The organism is Kitasatospora sp. MBT66 (assembly GCF_000710405.2).
GTDB lineage: Bacteria > Actinomycetota > Actinomycetes > Streptomycetales > Streptomycetaceae > Kitasatospora > Kitasatospora purpeofusca.
Genome location: NZ_JAIY01000010.1, coordinates 1110415 through 1132629 on the forward strand (window position 1 = coordinate 1110415; position 22215 = coordinate 1132629).

Annotated in this window: 20 protein-coding genes and 1 riboswitch; of the genes, 9 read left to right on the forward strand and 11 right to left on the reverse strand. The window is 74.1% G+C overall.

All coding sequences use genetic code 11. From position 1 onward, the window contains the following. Positions 1–12: 12 nt before the first annotated feature. The 3 genes from BI06_RS29505 to BI06_RS29515 are packed head-to-tail and all read right to left on the reverse strand — an operon-like array spanning position 13 to position 2647. The gene (locus BI06_RS29505; protein ID WP_030396373.1) at positions 13–1314 is read right to left on the reverse strand and encodes a bifunctional 3,4-dihydroxy-2-butanone-4-phosphate synthase/GTP cyclohydrolase II; all 1302 of its coding nucleotides are present in this window, start codon (positions 1312–1314) and stop codon (positions 13–15) included. Further along, positions 1311–1955, reverse strand: coding sequence for a nicotinamide mononucleotide transporter family protein (locus BI06_RS29510; protein WP_043472616.1), 645 nt, complete (start codon positions 1953–1955; stop codon positions 1311–1313). The genes BI06_RS29505 and BI06_RS29510 overlap by 4 nt, the downstream gene beginning before the upstream one ends. Then, positions 1952–2647: a riboflavin synthase gene (locus BI06_RS29515; RefSeq protein ID WP_051742093.1), complete on the reverse strand. Its 696-nt coding sequence runs from the start codon at positions 2645–2647 to the stop codon at positions 1952–1954. Before BI06_RS29515 ends, BI06_RS29510 begins: the two co-directional genes overlap by 4 nt. 219 nt (positions 2648–2866) lie before the next feature. After that, a riboswitch (FMN riboswitch) is annotated at positions 2867–2994 on the reverse strand. A 259-nt stretch (positions 2995–3253) separates the two neighbouring features. On the opposite strand from BI06_RS29515, the gene BI06_RS29520 reads away from it, so the two are divergent. Next, positions 3254–3502, forward strand: coding sequence for an SCO4226 family nickel-binding protein (locus tag BI06_RS29520; protein ID WP_030396376.1), 249 nt, complete (start codon positions 3254–3256; stop codon positions 3500–3502). Between the two features lie 28 nt (positions 3503–3530). Here BI06_RS29520 and BI06_RS29525 read toward each other — a convergent pair whose 3' ends face one another. Then, positions 3531–3836: an antibiotic biosynthesis monooxygenase gene (locus BI06_RS29525; RefSeq protein WP_149030508.1), complete on the reverse strand. Its 306-nt coding sequence runs from the start codon at positions 3834–3836 to the stop codon at positions 3531–3533. A gap of 128 nt (positions 3837–3964) precedes the next feature. Here BI06_RS29525 and BI06_RS29530 point away from each other — a divergent pair, with 128 nt between their 5' ends. Continuing rightward, a complete protein-coding gene (locus tag BI06_RS29530; RefSeq protein WP_078880374.1) occupies positions 3965–4660 on the forward strand; it encodes an MSMEG_1061 family FMN-dependent PPOX-type flavoprotein in 696 nt (231 codons plus the stop codon). Positions 4661–4746: 86 nt separating this feature from the next. On the opposite strand, the gene BI06_RS29535 is transcribed toward BI06_RS29530, so the two are convergent. Continuing rightward, positions 4747–4944 carry a DUF1508 domain-containing protein gene (locus BI06_RS29535; RefSeq protein WP_030396379.1) on the reverse strand — a complete coding sequence of 66 codons (198 nt, stop codon included), beginning with the start codon at positions 4942–4944 and terminating at the stop codon, positions 4747–4749. A 149-nt stretch (positions 4945–5093) separates the two neighbouring features. On the opposite strand from BI06_RS29535, the gene BI06_RS29540 reads away from it, so the two are divergent. Next, positions 5094–5507, forward strand: coding sequence for an HIT family protein (locus BI06_RS29540; protein ID WP_030396380.1), 414 nt, complete (start codon positions 5094–5096; stop codon positions 5505–5507). A gap of 46 nt (positions 5508–5553) precedes the next feature. On the opposite strand, the gene BI06_RS29545 is transcribed toward BI06_RS29540, so the two are convergent. Both BI06_RS29545 and BI06_RS29550 read right to left on the reverse strand, forming a co-directional pair. Then, positions 5554–7137 (reverse strand): alkaline phosphatase family protein, encoded by a 1584-nt coding sequence (locus BI06_RS29545; protein ID WP_199523358.1) that lies wholly within the window; start codon positions 7135–7137, stop codon positions 5554–5556. A 175-nt stretch (positions 7138–7312) separates the two neighbouring features. After that, positions 7313–8086 (reverse strand): GntR family transcriptional regulator, encoded by a 774-nt coding sequence (locus tag BI06_RS29550; RefSeq protein ID WP_043473449.1) that lies wholly within the window; start codon positions 8084–8086, stop codon positions 7313–7315. 272 nt (positions 8087–8358) lie between these two features. Between BI06_RS29550 and BI06_RS29555 the strand changes: the two genes are divergently transcribed. The 3 genes from BI06_RS29555 (at position 8359) to BI06_RS29565 (ending at position 14596) form a co-directional block, all read left to right on the forward strand. Continuing rightward, entirely contained in the window at positions 8359–9276 is a 918-nt protein-coding gene (locus tag BI06_RS29555; protein ID WP_030396383.1) for a glycoside hydrolase family 19 protein, read from the forward strand. 108 nt (positions 9277–9384) lie between these two features. Next, positions 9385–10458: a serine hydrolase gene (locus BI06_RS29560; RefSeq protein WP_051742097.1), complete on the forward strand. Its 1074-nt coding sequence runs from the start codon at positions 9385–9387 to the stop codon at positions 10456–10458. 409 nt (positions 10459–10867) lie between these two features. Further along, a complete protein-coding gene (locus tag BI06_RS29565) occupies positions 10868–14596 on the forward strand; it encodes a SpoIIE family protein phosphatase (protein WP_051742099.1) in 3729 nt (1242 codons plus the stop codon). A 50-nt stretch (positions 14597–14646) separates the two neighbouring features. Here BI06_RS29565 and BI06_RS29570 read toward each other — a convergent pair whose 3' ends face one another. From BI06_RS29570 to BI06_RS29580, 3 genes are all read right to left on the reverse strand, one after another. Then, the gene (locus tag BI06_RS29570) at positions 14647–15105 is read right to left on the reverse strand and encodes a MarR family winged helix-turn-helix transcriptional regulator (protein WP_043472619.1); all 459 of its coding nucleotides are present in this window, start codon (positions 15103–15105) and stop codon (positions 14647–14649) included. Beyond that, entirely contained in the window at positions 15102–16841 is a 1740-nt protein-coding gene (locus BI06_RS29575) for an MFS transporter (RefSeq protein WP_233290317.1), read from the reverse strand. The genes BI06_RS29570 and BI06_RS29575 overlap by 4 nt, the downstream gene beginning before the upstream one ends. A 183-nt stretch (positions 16842–17024) precedes the next feature. Further along, positions 17025–17966: a pseudouridine synthase gene (locus BI06_RS29580; protein WP_043472622.1), complete on the reverse strand. Its 942-nt coding sequence runs from the start codon at positions 17964–17966 to the stop codon at positions 17025–17027. Positions 17967–18172: 206 nt separating this feature from the next. Here BI06_RS29580 and BI06_RS29585 point away from each other — a divergent pair, with 206 nt between their 5' ends. The 3 genes from BI06_RS29585 (at position 18173) to BI06_RS29595 (ending at position 20711) form a co-directional block, all read left to right on the forward strand. Then, complete coding sequence (locus BI06_RS29585) at positions 18173–19288, forward strand: PP2C family protein-serine/threonine phosphatase (protein ID WP_043472625.1); 1116 nt, start codon at positions 18173–18175, stop codon at positions 19286–19288. 136 nt (positions 19289–19424) lie between these two features. Then, entirely contained in the window at positions 19425–19820 is a 396-nt protein-coding gene (locus BI06_RS29590) for a DUF3224 domain-containing protein (RefSeq protein ID WP_030396390.1), read from the forward strand. Positions 19821–19907: 87 nt separating this feature from the next. After that, positions 19908–20711 (forward strand): DUF5995 family protein, encoded by an 804-nt coding sequence (locus BI06_RS29595; RefSeq protein ID WP_341845508.1) that lies wholly within the window; start codon positions 19908–19910, stop codon positions 20709–20711. A gap of 20 nt (positions 20712–20731) precedes the next feature. Here BI06_RS29595 and BI06_RS29600 read toward each other — a convergent pair whose 3' ends face one another. Next, positions 20732–22171 carry a GuaB1 family IMP dehydrogenase-related protein gene (locus BI06_RS29600; RefSeq protein ID WP_043472627.1) on the reverse strand — a complete coding sequence of 480 codons (1440 nt, stop codon included), beginning with the start codon at positions 22169–22171 and terminating at the stop codon, positions 20732–20734. Between the last annotated feature and the right edge of the window lie 44 nt (positions 22172–22215).

Consider the following 22215-nt stretch of genomic DNA (forward strand, 5'->3'; position numbering starts at 1 on the left):
GGTGCGGCCGGGTCAGCCGTCGAGGCCGGGCAGGTCGTGGCCCATCCGGTCGCGCTTGGTCCGCAGGTAGCGCGCGTTGTGCTCGCCGGCCGGGATCTCCACCGGCTCGCGGCCCTTGACCTTGAGCCCGTGCTCGGTGAGCGCGGTGAGCTTGTCCGGGTTGTTGGTCAGCAGCGTCAGCGAGCGGACGCCGAGGTCGCCGAGCATCTGGGCGCCGATGCTGTAGTCCCGGGCGTCCGCGGGCAGGCCCAGGTCGAGGTTGGCGTCGACGGTGTCCCGGCCGCGCTCCTGGAGCTCGTAGGCGCGCAGCTTGTGCGCCAGGCCGATGCCCCGGCCCTCGTGGCCGCGCAGGTAGAGCACCACGCCGCGGCCGGCCTCGGCGACCCGGCGCAGCGAGGCCTGCAGCTGGGGGCCGCAGTCGCAGCGCAGCGAGCCGAGCACGTCGCCGGTCAGGCACTCGGAGTGGACCCGGACCAGGACGTCCTCGCCGTCGGGGAGCCGGCCGTCCTCGGCGAGTCCGCCGGCGACCAGCGCGATGTGCTCGACGCCGTCGAGGGTGCCCCGGTAGCCGACGGCGGTGAACTCGCCGAACGCGGTCGGCAGGGAGGTGACGGCGGCCCGGTCGACGTGCAGCTCGGTGCGGCGGCGGTAGGCGATGAGGTCCTCGATCGAGATGATCGCCAGGTTGTGCTCGCGGGCGAAGGCCACCAGTTCGGGCAGCCGGGCCATGGTGCCGTCGTCGTTGACCACCTCGGCGATCGCGCCAGCCGGCGGCAGGCCGGCCAGCCGGGCCAGGTCGACCGCGGCCTCGGTGTGGCCGGGGCGGACCAGCACGCCGCCCTCGACGGCGCGCAGCGGGAAGACGTGCCCCGGCCGGGCGAGGTCGGCGGGGCCGGTGCCGGGCGAGGCGAGCAGGCGCACGGTGCGGGCCCGGTCGGCGGCCGAGATGCCGGTGTCGACGCCGTCCCTGGCGTCCACCGAGACGGCGTAGGCGGTGCCCTTGCGGTCCTCGTTGACCTGGGTCATCGGCGGGAGCTTGAGGCGGTCCAGTTCGGCGCCGGTCATCGGGGCGCAGATCACGCCGGAGCTGTAGCGGACGGTGAAGGCCATCAGCTCGGGGGTGGCGGCGGAGGCGGCGAAGACGATGTCGCCCTCGTTCTCGCGGTCCTCGTCGTCGACGACGATCACGGCGCGGCCGAGCGCGATGTCGGCGACGGCCCGCTCGACCGGGTCGAGGACGAACTCGGCGGCGCTGTCCCCGGCCGGGGTCGCGGTGGGGTGCTCTGCCGGACGCGTGGTGGGGTTCTCGGTCATGCGGAGGCTCCCTGGAGGGCGGGGTCGGTCACGGGGTGTGCGGTGCGGCCGCGGAGCCACCAGGCGCGCAGGCCGAGCAGGACCAGGACGAAGTACACGGAGTAGGTGAAGCCGGAGAAGACCAGCCCGTTGTTGAAGGCGAGCGGCACGCCGACCAGGTCGACGGCGATCCAGGCGAACCAGAACTCGACCCAGCCGCGGGCCTGGGCGACCATCGCGGCCAGGGTGCCGACGAAGATGTAGGCGTCCGGCCAGGCGTCCCAGGACAGTTGCGGGACGGCGGTGAAGAGCGTGCCGACCGCCAGGGTGCCGAGCGCGGTGCCGCCGATCAGCGCGGCGCGCTCACGGCCGGTGGCGAAGCGCACGGCGACGTCGCCGTCGCCCCGCCTGCCGCGCTGCCACCGGGTCCAGCCCCACACGGCGGCCGTGATCACGACTATCTGCTTGCCGACGCCGCCGCTGAGGTGGGCGCTCCAGTAGGCGCCGACCAGGACCAGGCCGGAGAGCAACTGGACCGGCCAGGTCAGCCGGGAGCGCTGCCAGCCGAGGGCGAGCGCGGCGAGGCCGAACAGGTTGCCGATGATGTCGGAGCGGTAGACGTCCTGGCCGAGCAGGTGGACGGTGCCGTTGAGCCAGTTCACCGTTCCTCCCCCGGGGTGGTGTCGGTCGCGTCCGGCACGTTCGCCCCGGGCAGCGGCGGGAGGGTGCGGGCCTCCAGCAGCCGCTCCACGTACTTGGCGAGGACGTCGACCTCCAGGTTGACGCTGTCGCCGACGGCCCTGGTGCCGAGGGTGGTCAGCGCGAGGGTGGCCGGGATGAGGCTGACGGTGAAGCTGTCGCGGGCGGCCTCGACCACGGTGAGGCTGACGCCGTCGACGGTGATCGAGCCCTTCTCGACCAGGTAGCGCGAGACGGAGTCGGGCAGCGAGAACCGCAGCACCTCCCAGCGGAGTTCGCCGGCCGCGTCGCGCTCCCCCGGTTCGCGGCCCAACAGCCGCCCGGTGGCGTCGACATGACCCTGCACCAGATGTCCGCCGAGCCGGGCGCCGAGCGCCATGGCGCGCTCCAGGTTGACCCGTCCGCCGGGCTTCAACTCGCCCAGGCTGGAACGGTGCAGTGTCTCGGCCATCACGTCGGCGCTGAACTCGCCGGTGCCCGCCGCGAGTTCCTCGGGGCTGTCGACGACGGTCAGGCAGACGCCGTTGACCGCGATGGAGTCCCCGTGCCGCGCGCCCTCGCAGACCACCGGGCCGCGCAGACGGATTCGCGAGGAGTCGCCGATCTCCTCGATCGACACGACCTCGCCGAGCTCTTCGATGATGCCGGTGAACACCCGGGTTCTCCTCGCGCTTGGGGCGCGGACTCCGGGGTGCGGCACGGGAGAAGGACGCGGACAGGCGCGGGCAAGGGGTACACGGGCGCCGGACGGCAACGGGACCCGTCACCGGGCTGCCGCCGAACCGGGCGCCGGAACGAGGGGGGACCCCGTCCGTCGCCGCACACCGCCTCCCGAGGTCCACCGGGGGACCACGGGCCCTGCTCACTCGTCCGCCGCGCACACCTCCCATCCGGACTTTAACCGTCGGTCCAGGAATTTCACCTGGTCAACCGGCCGCTGGCTGCGGACGGGTCGCGGACTGTAACCGCCGGTTCGGATTTTCACCGACCCCGGAGTGCGCTGAACGTCACTGCTGATTCTGCCGTCATTCTGCCATGATCCGCGCGGAGCCAGGGAGAGGTGTCCACTGTGGCCTCTTTCACTCGGCGCCGGGGAATGGACGACGCGGGTCGCCGGAGGGGGTTCGCCGCCCGCGCGGGGCCTCCGGCGGCGCGCCCGCGCGGGGCGTCCGGTGGCGGTCCGGGGTGCGGCGGGCGCAGGCTGGTGGTACCGGGGCGGCGGCACGCGCCGTCGCGGGCGACCGCAGGAGGTGCGGGAGCTATGGCCAAGTTCATGGACGTCCACCACGGGATGGCCGGCATCACCGAGGAAGAGTTGCGGATGGCGCACCAGGCCGACCTGGCGATCCAGGCCGACGAGGGCGTGACCTTCGAGCAGGCCTGGGCCGATCCGGAGTCGGGCCACGTCTACTGCCTGTCCGAGGCTCCGTCGAAGGAGGCCGTGCAGCGGATCCACGAGCGCACCGGGCATCCGGCGGCCGAGGTGCACCCGGTTCCGCTGATCGTCTGAGCACGACCCGGCGGCGGGCCCCGGCGGATCAGGGCACGGGGACCGGCGTGAAGTGGGTGACCTCCGGCGGGTGGGCCAGGTACCGCAGTTCGCCCTCCGACCAGACCGGTCGGATCCGCCACATCGGCCCCGCGTAGCCGAGCAGCGCCGCCTCGTCGCGCCAGCGGCTGACCACGAGCACCCGGTGCCCGCCCTCGGTGACGGAGCGCAACAGCTCGCCGCCGAGGCAGCCCTCGGTGCGCCCGAGTTGTGGGAGCACCTTGCTGGTCAGCACCTCGCAGAACTCCTCGATGTGCCCGGCCATGACCTGCCCGGCCCAGATTCTGATGATCACGGCGACCACCTGCCCCGAAAGCGTCCTGGCCCCATTATCGACGCGAAAGCGCTGGTGGCGAGGGGTTCGGGCAGGATTTCCCGACGGTGACGGGCCGCGTCGGCACGGGCTCGGTTACGTTGATCGGTATGACCAGCACACCGGAATCCGTTGTTCCGTCAACACCCGGGCCGGACCGGCCCTCCGGCCTGTTCGAGGCGCTCGCCGCCACCTCCGTGCGTGACGCGGCCGGGCTGCGGGAGGTCTACGAGCAGCCCGGGGACCACGCGCGCCGCAAGCAGGTGGACCGCATCCACGAGGTCGCCCGGCAGCTGATCGCCTGCTCCTCGCTGGTCCTCCTGGCCAGCACGGACGCCGAGGGACGCTGCGACGTGTCGCCGCGCGGCGGACCGGCCGGACTCGTGTCCGTGCTGGACGAGTTCACCCTGGCGATCCCGGACGCGACCGGCAACAAGCGGCTGGACACCCTCCACAACATCGTCGGGACCGGCCGGATCGGGCTGCTGTTCGTCGTGCCGGGCCGGGACACCACGCTGCGGGTCAACGGGCGGGCCTGCGTCTCCACCGATCCCCGGCTGCTGGAGCAGCTGACGGCGGTCGGCAAGCCGCCGCGCAGCGCGATCGTGGTCGCGGTCGAGGAGGTGTTCGCGCACTGCCCGAAGGCGTTCCTGCGCGCCTCGGCGTGGAAGCCGGAGAACTGGCTCGCCGAGGACGCCCAGCCGAGTTCGGCCGAGGTCACGCTCTCGCACCTGGCGGACCCGTCGCTGACCGTCGAGGCGATCGAGCAGAACGAGCGGGAGGCCCTGCTCTACCGCTACGAGTAACGGCGGGAGCGTGGGCGGGAACGACGGTGCGGGGCCGGGCCGGGGCTGCTCGTGCCGCCCCGTCCGGCCCCGCACGACCGCCGGGGTCAGGCCGCGGCCCCGGACTTGGCGACGTCCACCACGCTCGCGCCGTTCGCCGCCCGCTGGACGGCCTCGACGCCCTTGTGGGCGGCGTCCTTGCTCGCGTAGCCCTGGCCGGTGGCGACGATCTCGCCGTTGCCCGCCTTGAGCCGGAACCGGAACTTGCCGCCGGCGTCCTCGTACACCTCGAACTTGCCCGCCATCCGGGCCACCTCCTCGTCGACGGGACGCGCCGCGCGCCCCACCTGCACGGTGCGCCCGGGCGCCGTCGGCCCGCACCCGCTCGGGGTCCGGACGGGTGACCCCGGCCGGAGCGGGTGCCGGGGCGGCCCGGGGCCGGTTGAATGGACGGATGGACTGCGTCTTCTGCGCGGTGGTCGCCGGCACGGAGCCCGCGCACCGGGTGCTGGACGACGAGGTGGCGGTGGCCTTCCTGGACCGCCGGCCGCTCTTCCCCGGCCATGTGCTGGTGGTCCCCCGCGACCACCGCCCCACCCTCACGGACCTGCCGCCGGCGGACGTGGGCCCGTTCTTCCTGCGGGTGCGGCGGGTGGCGGCCGCGGTGGAACTCGGACTGGGGGCGGCGGGGAGCTTCGTCGCGGCGAACAACCGGGTCAGCCAGTCGGTGCCGCACCTCCACGTCCATGTGGTGCCGCGCAACCCGAAGGACGGGCTGCGCGGCTTCTTCTGGCCGCGCCGGGCGTACTCCGACGAGGCGGACGCGGCGCTGGTCGCCGAGCGGCTGCGCGCCGCGCTCGCCCCCTGAAGCCGTTGCCGCCGGAGCCGCCCGGCCTCAGGTCCGGCCCTCCGGCTCAGCCGACCCGGACGTTGTCGACCACCCAGTACCAGTTGTTGCTGCCGGTGTACCGGAAGCGCAGCCGCAGCCGGCTCGCGCCCGCCGGGACGGCCAGGTCCAGCCGCTGGCGGCCGTTGGTGTCGGCGGTGTAGCTCTTCACCTCGACCGGCGTGCCGCCGTCCCAGACCGCGAGCACCCGGGCGGTCTGCACGCCCTCCGGCCGGTAGAAGGTGTTGAAGGTGACCGGGACGCTGCTCCGGCCCGCCACCGGGTACTCCGGGCTGACCAGGGTGGAGTCGTAGTTCCCCTGGAAGGTCTTGTCGGCCCACTCGTCGGAGTCGGCGACGGCGAAGACGTTGCGGGAGCGGACGTTGAGCTCGCGGTTCTGGTCGCGCTGGGCCTTGGTCCAGAACTCGTCGGTGGTGAACGACCAGCCGCGCCACTCGGTGACGCCGCCGGTGCCCATCGCCGAGTTGTCGACGGACCAGCCGGCCGGCGCGGTGCGGGTGAAGCCGAGGACGCCGGCCGGGATGCCGGTCTCGTCGACCCGGCCGGTGAGCTGCGGGCGCAGCGCGTCGAAGTCGTCCGGGACCAGGGCCGGGATCGGGGTGCCGTCGAGGCCCCAGGCGGGGTCGGCGGTGATGCCGAGGTGCGCCAGGGCGGTGGGCGCGATGTCGACCATCCGCACGTCGTAACGGACCGAACCGGCCGGGAACGCCGAGCCGTTGGCGATCACGAAGGTCTGCCGCTCCTCCCAGGTGGAGCCGCCGTGGCCGCCGGTGGGGGTGTGGCCGTGGTCGGCGGTGATCATCACCAGCCAGTCCTCCTGGGCGTAGCCGGCCCGGCCGCGGACGGCGGTGAGGATCTGGCCGACCTGGGTGTCCACGCCCCGGATCGCGTCCAGGTAGGCCTGGCTGGCGGAGCCGCTGCTGTGGCCGGCGTGGTCGACGTTGTCGAGCTGGACGAAGACCGCGTCGGGGTTGCCGTCGCGCAGCCGGGCGACGGCGCGGGAGGTGGTGCCGGTGTCGTACTCGGCGGACGGGGTGGCGACCCGGGTGTCGACCCGGCCGGAGTAGATGGTGTCGGCGATCGGCGCCCAGGACGCCACCACGTAGGTGGAGAGCGCCGGGTTCGCCGTCTCGACCCGGGTCAGGAAGTCGGGGTAGGTGGCGAAGGCGGGGGCGGTGAAGTTGTTGTCGAGGACGTTGTGCTTGTCCGGCCAGACGCCGGTGGCGATGGTGGACCAGCCGGGGCCGGAGGAGGTGCCGGCCATCGGGCTGGTGTAGAGGCTGCTCGCGGCGGTGAGGCCGCCGGCCATCAGGGCGGCGAGGTTCGGGGCGCCGGAGTCCTTGATGCGGGTGAGCATGGTGCCGTCCAGGCCGATGACCAGGACCTTGGGGGTGCGGGCGGCGGCAGCGACGGCGGTGGCCGCGCGGGCGGCGGTGGCGGCCAGCGGGCCGGCGGCGAGGGCCGCGGCGGCGGTGCCGAGGAGCAGGCCGCGGCGGGACAGTCCGGGGGCGGCGGGGCTCTGCGGGGTGGCGTGGGTGTGCTGCGCGGCGGGGGTCCGGGCGTTCACGTCGTTCTCCTGATGCGTCGTCATGGCGCGGAACGGGGCGGTGACTACGGTCGGAGCAGCGGATGGCCGGGGGTCGCCGGGTTTCCGACCCGGGTGTGAACAACGCCCGAATTCGGTCCAGACCAGTTATCTTTCTGTGATCAAGGCCGACCCGTGAAGGAAGTCGGAGGAGGGGGCCGGAGGAGGGGCCGGGGGAAGGTCAGTCCGCCTCGAGGCGGGTGGTGAAGCTGAAGCGGTCGCCCCGGTAGAGCGAGCGGACCCGCTCCACCGGCCGGTCGGCGGAATCCCTGGTCAGCCGGTGCAGCAGCAGCATCGGGAGGGCGGGCGGCGTGCCGATCAGCAGCGCCTCGCGCGGGGTCGCCAGCACGGTCTCGATCCGCTCGTCCGCGGCGCCGAAGGAGATGCCCACCTTCTCGCCGAGGTACGCGTACAGCGAGGACCCGGGGTCGAACTCCTCCTCCAGCCCCGGCACCCGCCCGACCGCCAGGTAGGTGCTCTCCAGGCCCACCCGCTCGCCGTCCGCGAGCAGCACCCGCTCCAGGTGCCAGACCGGATCGCCGGCGTCGATCCGCAGCTGCCCGGCCAACTGGGGGTCGGCGCCGAGTCGTTCGAGCCCGATCAGGGTCCGGCCCGGCACCCGGCCCTGGCGCCGCACGCCCTCGGTGTAGCTGGCCAGCGAGAGCGGCTGCTCCAGCTTGGGGCCGGCCACCACCGTGCTGCGGCCGCGCCGCCGGACCCGGCCCTGGATCAGCAGCTCGCGCAGGGCCTGGCGGAGGGTCTCCCGGGCCACCTCGAAGCGGGCGGCGAGCTCGCGCTCGGTCGGCAGCACGCCCCCCTCGCCGAGCTCGTCCAGCAGCGCCTCCAGCTGGCCCTTGACGGCGTAGTACTTGGGCACCCGGCCGTGCTCCGGGATGCCCGACCTGATCGGTGCGCCGGGGCCCGACCGGGCGTCGGCGTCGGGGGTCTGATCCACCCGGACATCCTCCCAGACCCGGCAGCCGGGCCATGACAGGCCGTCGGGGCGCCGCCGGTCCACCCGCCGACGGGCGCATTCCGGGCGATTCGCCCCGACCCCCTTGACAGGTATAGACCACTCCGCTTGAGTCTGGAACAGCCCCGCACCCGGCCCGCACCCCGGTCGGCCCGTCCCCCACGACGCGCCCCCCAACGCGGGGCCCCGGCTCCCCTGCCCCGACGTCCCGTCCTCCACGACCGTGCGGCCCCCACCGCACAAGGGGTGATCAAGTGTCCACGAAACGCCTGCTCGCACTGCTCTCCGCCGTCCTCACGGCGCTCGCGGTGATCCTGCTGCTGCCCGCCGCCAACGCCAGCGCCGCCGTCTGCGCGACGCCCTGGAACTCCTCCGCCGTCTACACCGGCGGGGCCGCCGTCTCGTACAACGGCCACAACTGGCTCGCCAAGTGGTGGACCCAGAACGAGCCGCCGAGCACCGGCGGTTCGGGCGTCTGGTCCGACCAGGGCGGCTGCGGCACCGGCCCGAACCCGACCGGAACGCCCACCCCCACGGGCACCGTCAACCCCGGCGGATTCCCGGTCAGCCAGGCGCAGTTCAACCAGATGTTCCCGAACCGGAACCCCTTCTACACCTACCAGGGCCTGATCGACGCCCTCTCCGCGTACCCCGCGTTCGCCGCCACCGGCACCGACACCGTGCGCAAGCAGGAAGCCGCGGCGTTCCTCGCCAACGTCAACCACGAAACCGGCGCGCTGGTCTACGTGGTGGAGCAGAACACCGCCAACTACCCGCACTACTGCGACACTTCCCAGCCCTACGGCTGCCCCGCCGGACAGGCCGCCTACTACGGGCGCGGGCCGATCCAGCTGAGCTGGAACTTCAACTACAAGGCCGCCGGCGACGCCCTCGGCATCGACCTGCTGCACAACCCCAACCTGGTGCAGACCGACCCGGCCGTGGCCTGGAAGACCGCGCTCTGGTACTGGAACACCCAGAACGGGCCCGGCACCATGACCCCCCACAACGCCATGGTCAACGGCGCGGGCTTCGGCGAGACCATCCGCAGCATCAACGGCTCGCTGGAGTGCAACGGCGGCAACCCCGCGCAGGTGCAGAGCCGGATCAACGCCTACCAGCGCTTCACCCAGCTGCTCGGCACCGTCCCCGGCAACAACCTGAGCTGCTGACGGACCGGCGGGACGGCGGCGCCGTACCTCCGGGGGACGAGCGGCGGGTGCCGAAATCGTCGCCGCGGTGGACGAAACCACCGTCCCGCCCCTCCTAGGCTCGGACTCATGAACGATCTTGGCAGCCTCGTCCAGCAGACCGCCGACCGCCTCGCCGGCCAACAGGTCGGCGCGGTGGTCGCCGGGCTCGCCCGCGGCACGGTGGAGATCCGCGGCGCCGGACGCACCGGCCCCGGGGCCGCGGGCGGACCCCCCGGACCGGACACGCTCTTCGAGATCGGCTCGGTGACCAAGGTCTTCACCTCGCTCGCGCTCGCCCGGCTGACGCTGGCGGGCACCGTCACCCTCGACGACCCGCTCGCCGAGGTCCTCGCCGACGCCCTCCCGGCCGGCGCCGCCGTCCCGGCCAAGGGCCCCGAGCCGCTCGCCCTGCGGCACCTCGCCACCCACACCTCCGGCCTGCCCAGGCTGCCCGCCGGCATGCTGCTGTCCTCCCTCCTCAGCCCCAACAAGCCCGACCCGTACGCGCACTGCACCGCCGACGCCCTGCTGACCGGCCTCGGCCGGACCAGGCTCCGGGCCGCCCCCGGCCGCAGCTTCCGCTACTCCAACCTCGGCGCCGGACTCCTCGGCCTCGCCCTCGCCCACCGGGCCGGCGTCGGCTACGGGGAACTCGTCCGGCGGGAGATCTGCGAACCGCTCGGCCTGCGGGACACCGTCCTGGAGCCCTCCCCGGAGCAGACCGCCCGGCTCGCCCCCGGCCACACCACCGGCGGACGGCCCGTCCCCGCCTGGCAGCTCGCCGACCTCGCCGGCGCGGGCGGCCTGCGCTCCACCGCGGCCGACCTGGCGGTCCTGCTCCAGGCCCAACTGGCCGGCGACACCGGCTCCGCACCGCTCGGCCCCGCGATCGCCCTCACCCGCGAGGTGCGGCACCGGGTCAACCCGGTCGCCTGGATGCACCTCGGCTGGCTCGGCCACCGCCTCCACGCCCGCCAGGGCGGCCACCTCCAGATCTGGCACAACGGCGGCACGGGCGGCTACCGCTCCTTCGTCGCCTTCGACCCCGAACGCCAGGTCGGCGTCATCGTCCTCGCCAACACCCGCCGCTCCGTCGACACCCCCGCCGTCCGCCTCCTCCGCACCCTCCAGACCACCCGCGCCACCTTCCCGGGCCAGTAGCGTGGCCCGAGCAGGGAGAACCGCGTTTCGCACCGACCGACCGGAGGACCTGACCGAGCCGGTCGGCCAGGTCCACACCGTGCTCGTGACCCTCCGGGGTACCGGAGTCCGACACCTCACGAGCTCGACCCCGGGAACCGGCCGGCAGGTCGTCCGGGAAGCGAACCCGCCACCGCCGCAGGCACCGACCGCCACTCCTTGAGGCGGCGGCCGACCACCGGTGGTCGCCGGCCCGGCGGCCCATGAGAACTGGAGCGGCGAACCTCCTCCCGGCCTGTCCGGAACGCGGATCCCGCCCGTGCCGACACCGTTCGCAGCAGGTGTGTCGTGCGGGGTCGGTGGGGGGCGTGGGAGGATGGCAGGGCTGATGGGGACGACCTCCGGGCGGTGCTGGCCATGGTGACCGAGCATGGTGAACGAGCGTCCTGAGCACGAGGCCGGCGGGCCCGGACGGGTGCCGTCCGGGGACGGGGTGCGCCCGGAACCGGCCGAGGGCCCGGACGCGCTGCTGATGGTGCCGATCGCCACCGCGCTGATCGAGGCGGACGGGCGGATCCTGCACTGGAGCGGTGACGCCGAGGCCCTGCTCGGCTACTCCGCGGCCGAGGCGATCGGCGCGCGGGCCGCGCAGCTGCTGGCCTCCGAGGAGGACCGGCCGGAGGTGCTGGAGCTGTTCCAGCGGATCCTGGACGGCCACGGCTGGTCCGGGGTGTTCCCGGTGCGCCACCGGGACGGGCACCACGTCAACCTGGAGTTCCGCACCCATCCGATCGCCGGTCCCGGTGGCAGCCCGCTGGTACTCGCGGTGGCCTCCGACGTGACCACGCTGGAGCGGATCCAGGCGGACCTGGCACTACTGGACGGCTTCTTCTCGCAGGCGCCGGTCGGGATGGCCGTCTACGACGCCCAGCTGGCCTTCGTACGGATCAACGAGGCGCTGGCCCGGGTCAACGGGCTGCCGGTCGAGCGGCACCTCGGGCACCGGCTGACCGAGCTGCTGCCCGGGATCAACGGTGCCGAGAGCGAGGCCGTGATGCGCCGGGTGCTGGAGACCGGCGAACCGGTGGTGGACGCCCGCTCGCACGGCCGCACCCCGGGCGACCCGACCCACGACCACGCGTGGTCCGCCTCCTACTTCCGGCTGGAGGAGCCGGGCGGGCAGGTGCTCGGCGTGAGTTCGACCATCATCGACATCACCGAGCGCTTCCGGGCCGACGCCCGCGCCGCGCGCGCGCAGGAGCGGCTCGCCCTGCTGGTCGAGGCCTCCGCCTCGATCGGCACCACGCTGGACCTGCGGCAGACCGCCCGGGAGCTGGCCGACGCCATGGTGCCCAAGGTGGCCGACATCAGCGGCGTCTTCGCCCTGGAGGCGCTGGCGGCCGGCCGCACCGTGGAGCCGCTGGACCCGACCGCGCCGCAGCACGTGCGCCGGCTGGCCCTGGCGACCTCCGATCCGCTGTACCCGGCCGAGGCGCTGCCGGTCGACACCGTGTACGAGGTGAACCCGGACACCCCGTACGCGCGGGCGCTGGCCACCGGGCGGACGGTGGTGGTGCCGTCCTGGGAACTGCCACCGCTGAGCGACGCGATCACCGAGAGTCGCCGGCAGGCGTTCCTCGGCGACCGTCCGCGTTCGGTGCGGATCACCCCGCTGGTGGCACGCGGCACCACGCTCGGCATGATCGTCTACTCCCGGCGCGGCGAACGGGAGTCCTTCGCCGAGGCCGACATCACGCTCGGTGACGAACTGGCCTCCCGGGCCGCCGTGGCCATCGACAACGCCCGGCTCTACCTGCGCCAGCACCAGATCGTGCTCGCCCGCCAGCAGGCGCTGCGCGAGGCCAAGGCCGCGCAGGAGCGCCTCGCCCTGGTGAATGTGGCCTCCACCCGGATCGGCACCACCCTCGACCTCACCCAGACCGCCGAGGAACTGGCCGCCGTGGCGACCCCCCGGCTGGCCGACACGGTGGTGGTCGAGGTGCTCGACGACCTGGTGCGCGGCGAGCGCGAGGCGCGGCCGTCCGGCGACGGCTCGGCGCTGCTGCGGCGGATGGCCTTCCACTCGGCGGACCGCTCCACCCTGCGCCCGATCGACCGCAGCGGCGGGGTGCACCGCTTCCCGCCCTCCTCCCCCTACGCCTGGGCGCTGCGCCACCGCCGTCCGGTACTGGTCCCGCGGATGGACGAGGCCGGGATGGCCTGGTTCCGGGACGATCCGGTGCGGGCCGCGGCGGTGCACGAGCAGCAGGTGCGCTCGTTCATGGTGGTGCCGCTGATCGCCCGCGGTTCGCCGGTCGGCGTGGCGGCGTTCTACCGGACGGTGCTGGAGCGCCCGTACGAGGACGACGACCTGGCGCTGGCCGGGGAGTTGGCGGCGCGGGCGGCCGTCTCGATCGACAACGCGCTGCTGTTCACCCGGGAGCGGGACGCCGCGGCCGCCCGGCAGCGCGCGCTCGACGAGGCGTGGGCCGCGCAGCAGCGGCTGTCGCTGCTCAACGAGGCGTCCAACCGGATCGGCACCACCCTCGATCTCCACCGCACCGCGCACGAGTTGATCGAGGTGGTGATCCCCCGGTTCGCCGACTTCGTCACCGTCGACCTGCGCGAGGCGGTGCTCGGCGGCGAGGACCCGGCGCCCGTGCCGCCGGACGGCTCGGTGCTGATGCGGGCGGTGGCGGTCGGCGAACTGGACGCCGACGGGCTGATGTCGGACGCCGCCGACGCGGTCGGCGAGACCTCGCAGTCGGCCAAGGTGTACGCGGAGAGCCTGCGCACCGGGCGTTCGATCCTGGTGTCGGAGGTCGACGAGGCGGCGCTGCGCCGGATCGTCGCCTCCGAGGACCGGGTGCAGCCGGGGCTGGAAGCGGGCGTGCACTCGTACCTGATGGTGCCGTTGATGGCACGCGGACTGGTGCTGGGCGGTGCGGAGTTCATCCGCACCCGCAATCCCCTGCCGTTCGGCCCGGCGGACCGCGCGCTGGCCGAGGAGCTGGTCGGCCGCACCGCGCTGGCCATCGACAACGGCCGGCTCTACCGGCGCGAGCGGGAGACGGCGCTCACCCTCCAGCGCAGCCTGCTGCCGCAGGAGATCCACCGCACGCTGGGGCTGGAGATCGCCTACCGCTATCTGCCGAGCAGTGTGGTGAGCGAGGTCGGCGGGGACTGGTTCGACGTCGTCCCGCTCTCCTCGGGCCGGGTCGCTCTGGTGGTCGGCGACGTCATGGGGCACGGCATCAGGGCGGCCGCGACCATGGGGCAACTGCGTACCGTGGCAAGAACGTTGATCACCCTGGAGCTGGCGCCCGACCGGGTGATGCAGCGGCTGGACGAGGCCACCACGGCGATCGGCGAGGGCCAGTTCGCCACCTGCGTCTGTGTCGTGTACGACCCCGTCGACCGGAGCTGCACCGCCGCCTGCGCCGGCCACCTGCCGCCGGTGGTGGCCGACACCGCCGGGAACGCCCGGCTGCTGGAGCTGCCGCCCGGCGCGCCGCTCGGGGTCGGCGGAGTCCCGTTCGAGAGCGTCGGGTTCACCCTCCCCGAGGAGGGACTGCTCGCCCTCTACACCGACGGCCTGGTCGAACGGCGCGGCCGCGACCTCGACGAGGGGCTGCAGTTGCTGTGCCGCACCATCGCGGACCGGCGCGGTTCGCTGGAGCAGACCTGCGACGCCGTGCTCTCCGAACTCACCGGCCGCAGCAGCGAGGACGACATCGCGGTCATCATGGCGCAGGCCCGGCCGGTCGGTTCGGACCGGATCGCCACCCTCGCGCTCGACGACGACCACGCGATGGTGGCCCACTCGCGCCGGTTCACCCGGGAGACACTGACCGGCTGGGGGCTGGCGCAACTGGCCGACTGGGCCGAGCTGCTGACCAGCGAACTGATCACCAACGCACTGGTGCACGCGGGTTCGCCGACCCAGCTGCGGCTGCTGTGCAACCGCACCCTGACCGTGGAGGTGGCCGACCGGGACGCCGGCACCCCCCGGATGCGGCGCGCCGACGAGGAGGACGAGGGCGGTCGCGGCATCCACCTGGTGAACGAACTCGCCCACCGCTGGGGCACCCGGCAGACGCCGGACGGCAAGGTGGTGTGGTTCGAACTCGAGCTGCCACCGGGGCTGTCGGAGCGGTGACGGCGCCGCCGCACCGGCGGACGGCGCCGGATGTCCTGGGACCGGCGACGTCAGGCTTCCTCGGCCGCCAGCAGGTGTTCCAGGACCGGGAGGGCGGCGAGCAGGACGGCCTGTTCGTCCGGGGTGAGGGTCTGCATCCGGCGGGCGAGGAGTTCGGAGCGCTGTCGGCGGATGCCCGCGAGCAGTTCGGCGCCGGCCGGGGCGACGGCCACCAGGAAGGACCGGCCGTCCGTGGGGTCGGGGAGCCGTTCGACCACCCCGGCCGTCACCAGCAAGCCGACGGTGCGGGTCATGGAGGGCGCGGACACCCCTTCCAGGGCGGCGAGTTCGCCGAGCCGCAGCGGTCCGTGCTGCTCGATCCTGGCGATCGCGGACTGCTGGGCGAAGGTGAACTCCTGGCCGGCCGAGGACTGCGCGAGGCGGCGGTGCAGGCGGGCGATCACCAGCCGCAACCGGGCGACGGCCGCCGCGTCCGGGGCGTCGGGGCCCTGGGGTTCGGGGGTGGTCACGAGCGCGCTCCCCCGGTCGCCGCGCGGGGCTTCCCCGCTCCGCCGCTACCGCCCCCGGCCCCCGGGCCGGCCGGGGCCCGGCCGGTGCGCCCGCGCAGCAGCGAGGCGACGGCGGCGACGAGCGACATCGCGATGGCGAGCGAGAACACCACCATCAGGCCGTCGTGGAACGGGCCGGAGATCAGGTGGGGGAAGAACTCCCGGCCGGTGAGCGTCTCCGCGTTACCGGCGGGCACTTGGGCGAGAACCTGCGGGCCGAGCAGTTCACGGACCGGGTTGTAGCCCAGGAACGCCGCGAACAGCGTGCCGACCGGGGGCAGTTGGGCGACGGCGTGGGCGTCCGCGGCGGGCACGCCCTGGGCGGTGAGCCCGTCGGAGAGGGTGTGCGGCAGGGAACCGGCCAGGCCGGCGACCATGAGCGAGAAGAAGACGCCGATGGAGAGCACCATGCCGGCGTTCTGGAAGGTGGCCCGCATGCCGGAGGCGGCTCCCCGGTCGGCGGCGGGCACGCTGGACATCACCAGCGCGGTGTTGGGCGCGGCGAACAGGCCGCCGCCGAGGCCGTTGAGGAAGACCAGCAGCGCGAACGCCGGGTACCCGAAGTCGGTGGGCAGGGCGAGCAGTCCGGCGAAGGAGGCGGCCATCACCAGCAGGCCGCCCGCGGCGAAGAGCCTGGCCCCGAACCGGTCGGACAGGTATCCGGCGACCGGCCCCGCGGCGAGGAAGCCCACGGTGAGCGGGACGAGGTAGATGCCCGCCCACAGCGGGGTGTCGGCGTAGTCGTACCCGTGCAGCGGCAGCCAGATGCCCTGGAGCCAGACGATCAGCATGAACTGGAGGCCGCCCCGGGCGATCGAGCCCAGCAGGGTGGCGAGGTTGCCGCCGGTGAACACCGGGTCGCGGAAGAGCCGCAGCGGGAACATGGGTTCGGCGACCCGGCTCTCGACCACGCAGAACACGCCGAGCACGGCGGCGCCGCCGAGCAGCCCGGCCAGGACCCACGGGTTGGTCCAGCCCATGGTGTGCCCGCCGTAGGGCTGGATGCCGTAGGTGATCGCGGCGAGCAACGCGGTCAGGCCGACGGCGAAGGTGATGTTGCCCCACCAGTCGATGCGGCCCGGGCGGCGGACGCCGGTCTCGCGCAGCGAGCGGTAGGCCCAGACGGTGCCGATCACACCGATCGGCACGTTCACCCAGAAGATGGACCGCCAGTTCCACTCGGCGAGCAGTCCGCCGAGCACGAGCCCGACGAAGGAGCCGGCGATCGCGGCCACCATGTTGACGCCCAGGGCCATGCCGCGCTGCCGGGCGGGGAAGGCGTCGGTGATGATCGCGGCGGAGTTCGCCATCAGCATGGCGCCGCCGACCGCCTGCACCACCCGCCAGCCGATCAGCCAGAGCGCACCGCCCCCGCCCTGGAGCGGGTCGAGGGAGAGGACGACCGAGGTGAGGGTGAAGATCAGGAAGCCGGCGTTGTAGATCCGCACCCGGCCCCAGATGTCGCCGAGCCGTCCGAGGGTGACCACGAGCACCGCCGTGACCAGCATGTAGCCCATCAGCATCCACAACAGGTAGCCGACGTTGCCGGGCCGGAGCGGGTCCAGGTGGATGCCGTTGAAGATCGCGGGCAGCGAGATCAGCACGATCGAGGAGTTGATCGTGGCGATCAGCATGCCCAGCGTGGTGTTGGAGAGCGCCACCCATTTGTAGCGCGGGTGGTCCGCGTCGACGTCCATCGCCCCGTCCTCCCCCGGATGGGCCGGGCCCCGGCCGGGCCCGGGAGTATTTAGCTGAGGTCAACTAAATTACTCCGTTCGGGGCTCCGGGAGAAGGCCCGCGCGGACCCGGGCGCGCGGGCGCGGCGGACAGTCGCGGCAGGCGCGGAATGCGCGGCGGGCGCGGAATGCGCGGCAGACGGGCTACCAGGACTCCGGGTCCGACCAGGCCGCCAGGGTCCGGCGGCTCTCGAAGCGGCACGGACGGCCGGTCAGCGGATCGGTGAACTCCATCGCGGCGGAGAGCAGCTGCAGCGGGCGGCGGAAGTCGTCCGGGGCGGGCTCCGGCAGCACCACCGGGTACACCGGGTCGCCCAGGATCGGCAGGCCCAGACCGCTCATGTGCAGCCGCAGCTGGTGCGTGCGGCCGGTGGACGGCCGCAGCAGGTAGTGGCCCAGGCCGCCGCGCCGCTCCAGCAGGCCGATCCGGCTCTCGCTGTTCGGCGGCGCGTCCAGCTCCTGGGCGGCGATCACCCCGCGCTCCTTCACGATGTGGCTGCGCACGGTGCGGGGCAGCTCCACCGCGGGGTCGTAGGCCGCCACCGCCCGGTACTCCTTGCGGACCAGCCGGTCCCGGAACAGCGACTGGTAGGCGCCACGGTCCTGCGGCCGCACCACGAACATCGCCAGCCCCGCCGTCAACCGGTCCAGCCGGTGCGCCGGGCTCAGTGCGGGCAGGTCCAGCGTGTGCCGCAGCCGGCTCAGCGCCGTCTCCACCACGTGCCGACCGCGCGGCGTGGTGGCCAGGAAGTGCGGCTTGTCGACCACCACCAGGTGCTCGTCCCGGTGCAGCACCTCCAGTTCGAACGGGACCGGCACCTCGGCCGGCAGCTCCCGGTAGAACCACAGGTGGGCACCCGGCCGGAACGGGTCGGCCGGACCGACGGACCGGCCGTCCTCGCCGACCACCTCGCCGGCCCGCAGCAGCCCGTCCACCCGCTCCGCCGCCACCGCGGGCAGCCGCTCCCCCAGGTACTCCCGCACGGTCTCCCACGGCCCGCCGGTCACCGGCAGCCGCAGGTGCACCGGATCGACCCCCTGCCGCTGCGGCAGGGGGGAGGTCGGGGCCGCGCTCCTACGTCTCATCGCGTCCGTCAGCCTAGTTCGTCGCGACCCCCGGACGGACGGCGGGCGGAGGGCGGCCCCCGGCCGGAGGGCAGCCGGAATGCGCGCGGGCGGGCCGCCGGGATGCCGGTGGGGCGGGCGGCGGTGGAGAGTGGACGGAGGGGGCGGCACTCCTGCGGGCGCCGCCGTCGAGTCGTCGGACCGTCGAGTGGCCTGGAGGCGGGTGCGTGAGCGCGAGCGGCGAGGGCCCCGAGGGCGCCGAGGCACCGGGCCGGGTGCCGCTGCCCCGGCTGCCGCGGCGGACCAGGCTGCTGCTCGGCGGCGCCTTCCTGCTGCTGGTCGGGGCCGTCGTGACGGACCTGCTGACCGGCCCCGGCAGCACCCTCTCCCCCGTGCTCGCCGCCGCGCCCGTCCTGGTCGGGGCCACCACCCGCCGGGCCCGGGTGCCGCTCGCCACCGGCGCGGCCGCCGTCGTCGTGGCCGGCCTGCTGGAGGAGGCCAACTCCCACCTGCCGCTCTCCGTCCACCTCGCCTCGCTGATCACCATCACCGCCACCACCCTCGCCAGCACCGCCAACGTCGTACTGATCGCCGCCCGCGAGCGCGAGCTGTTCCAGGTGCGGACCGTCGCCGAGGCCGCCCAGCGGGCCCTGCTGCGCCCGCCGCCCGAACGGATCGGGCCGCTGCGGATCGCCGTCCGGTACATGGCGGCGGCCGCCGAGGCGAGGATCGGCGGGGACCTCTACGACGTGGTGGACACGCCGTTCGGGATCCGGATCCTGCTCGGGGACGTCCAGGGCCACGGCCTGCCCGCCGTCGAGACGGCGGCGGACGTGCTCGGCGCCTTCCGCACGGCGGCGCGCACCGAACCGGACCTCGCCCGGCTCGCCGAGCACCTGGACGCCGCGCTGGCCGGGCGGCCCGCCGACGGACGGTTCGTGACCGCGGTGCTGCTCGCCGTGGACCGGGGGGACAGCGCGGCCCTGCTGGTCAACTGCGGCCATCCGCACCCGCTGCTGCGCCGTGGCGGCCGGGTCACCGAACTCGTCCCCACCCGGCACGCCCCGCCGCTGGGCCTGCTCGGCCTGCTGGGCGACGGCCGCTACACGGCCGAGCCGGTCGACCCGTGGCCCGGCGACCTGCTGCTGCTGTACACCGACGGGGTCTCCGAGGCCCGTGACACGGCGGGCGAGTTCTACCCCCTCCCCGACCGCTTCGCCGCGCTCCCGGCCGGGACCCCGGAGGACCTGATGGACGCCCTGCTGCCCGACCTCGCCTCCTGGGTCTCCCCGGGCGGCCTCGCCGACGACGCCGCCGCGCTCGCCGTCCGCTGGGACCGCTGACCCCCGCCAGCCCGAACGGCCCGCCGATCCGCCGGCCCCGCCGGCCGTTCCGGGGCGGTTGTCGGTGGTGCGTGCGAGGGTGGGTCCGCGGTCGGTACCGGCCGGGCGCACGGGCTTTCGTCGAGGGGACGGTGCGATGGGCGGCAGGGCGAGTGGGGCCTTCGAGGTGACGGCGTTCGAGCCGGAGGAGTCGGACGAGCAGCCGGGCGCGACGCTCGGCCGCGTCCGGCTCACCAAGGAGTTCACGGGTGGGCTGACCGGCGCGAGCGTGGTGCGGATGCTGTCGGTGCTGGACGGCGCGGGCGGCCCGGCCGCGTACGTGGCGGTGGAGCGGTTCACGGGCGCGCTGGACGGGCGGCAGGGGTCGTTCGTGCTGCAGCACTCGGCGCCGGGGAGCCACGGCGAGCGGTTGGCGATCCGGGTGGTCGCGGGCACGGGCGCGGGCGAGCTGGCGGGGATCACCGGGGTGTTCGAGCTGGAGGTGGACGAGGAGGGCCGGCACACGTACGTCCTGGAGTACGACCTGGGCTGAGGCGCGGCGCCGGTGCGACACCCCCCACTGCTGTCACGATGATGCGATCAATACACGATCGACATCGGAGAGTGACGGATGGTCGGGGTGCCCACAGGAAGCCCGGACGGGGCGCGGGGGATCGACGGCGTGGTCCGGCGGCTACGGGCGATCGCGGCCGGACTCCCGCCCACCGACGGGGTGGCGGTGTTCAACCGGATGTATCTGACGGTCACCGAGGGCGTCCGGACCGGACTGGGCGGGTTCACCGATCCGCCCGCCGTGGCCGAGCTGGACGTGCTCTTCGCCGGGCGCTACCTGCTGGCGGTGGACGCGGTCGCGGCGGGGCGGCGGCCACCGGCCTGCTGGCGGCCGCTGTTCGAGCAGCGCGCCGACCCGGAGGTGCACCCGCTGCAGTTCGCGCTGGCCGGGATGAACGCCCACATCCAGCACGACCTGCCGCTCGCCGTCGTCGACACCTGCCTGCGGCTCGGCCGCGAGCCGGAGCAACTGGAGGACGACTACCACCGGATCAACGGTCTGCTGGCGGAGGTCGAGACGGCCGTGCGCGAGCAGCTGATGCCCGGGCCCGACGTGCTGGAGCGGCTGGAGCCGATGACGCACCGGATCGGGGCGTGGTCGGTCGGCACCGCGCGGGAGGCCGCCTGGGGCTCGGTGCAGCTGCTCTGGGGGCTGCGCGGGCGGCCGGCGGCGGCGCGGGCGTGCGCGGCGGCGCTGGACGGGGCGGTCGGGCTGCTCGGCCGCGCCCTGCTCCTGCCGCTGGGCCTGCGGGAGCCCGCGGTGGGCGGCGCGCCCACCGCCGCCGCACCGGTGCCCGGAACGCCGGTGGCCGGTCTGCTCCCCGTGGCGAGGAGCAGACCGGCCACCGACACGACGCGCGCCGGGCGGTGATCAGGCCCCGGCTGCGGTGATCAGGCCCAGCTGGAGTGCAGCGGCTTGCCCTCGGCGTAGCCGGCCGCGCTCTGGATGCCGACCACGGCCTTCTCGTGGAACTCCTCCAGGCTGGCCGCGCCCGCGTAGGTGCAGGAGCTGCGCACGCCCGCGACGATGGAGTCGATGAGGTCCTCGACGCCCGGGCGGGCCGGGTCGAGGAACATCCGGGAGTGCGAGATGCCCTCCTCGAACAGCGCCTTGCGGGCACGGTCGTACGAGGAGTCCTGGGCGGTGCGGTTGCTCACGGCCCGCTTGGAGGCCATGCCGAAGGACTCCTTGTACTGGCGGCCGTCGGCGGCGGTCTGGAGGTCGCCGGGCGACTCGTAGGTGCCGGCGAACCAGGAGCCGACCATCACGTTGGACGCGCCGGCGGCCAGCGCCATCGCGACGTCGCGCGGGTGGCGCACGCCGCCGTCGGCCCAGACGTGCTTGCCCAGGCGGCGGGCCTCGGCGGCGCACTCCAGCACGGCGGAGAACTGCGGGCGGCCGACGCCGGTCATCATCCGGGTGGTGCACATGGCGCCCGGGCCGACGCCGACCTTCAGGATGTCCGCGCCGGCCTCGACCAGGTCGCGCACACCGGCCGCGGAGACGACGTTGCCCGCGACGATCGGGACCTGCGGGTCCAGCCCGCGCACGGCGCGCAGCGCGCTGATCATCGACTCCTGGTGGCCGTGCGCGGTGTCCACGACGAGCGTGTCGGCGCCGGCCTCCAGCAGGGCCTTGGCCTTGCCGGCCACATCGCCGTTGATGCCGACGGTGGCGGCGATCCGCAGCTTGCCGGCGGCGTCGACGGCCGGGGTGTAGAGGGTCGCGCGCAGCGCGTTCTTGCGGGTGAGCAGGCCGACCAGGCGGCCGTCGCCGTCGACGACCGGGGCGAGCTTGCGGTGCGCCTCGCTGAGCTTGTCGAAGGCGTCGCGCGGGTCGATGCCCTCGTCGAGCAGCAGAAGGTCGCGGGACATCACCTCGGCGAGCGAGGTGAAGCGGTCGACACCCTGGCAGTCGGAGTCGGTGACGACGCCGACCGGGCGGCCGTCCTCGACCACGACCAGCGCGCCGTGGGCGCGCTTGGGCAGCAGCGAGAGCGCCTCGGCGACGGTGGCGCCGGGGTCGAGGGTGATGGCGGTGTCGTGCACCAGGTGGCGCTGCTTGACCCAGCCGACGACCTCGGCGATGACCTCGGTCGGGATGTCCTGCGGGATGGCGACCAGGCCGCCGCGGCGGGCGACGGTCTCGGCCATCCGGCGGCCGGCGATGGCGGTCATGTTGGCCACGACCAGCGGGATGGTGGTGCCGGTGCCGTCGTTGGAGGACAGGTCGACAGCCTGGCGGGAGCCCACGGCGGATCGGCTGGGGACCATGAATACGTCGTCGTACGTAAGGTCGTACGAGGGCATGAGGTCGTTCAGGAAGCGCATGAAACGGGGCTCTCTGGCTGGGAGAAATTACACCTCGGGTGCGG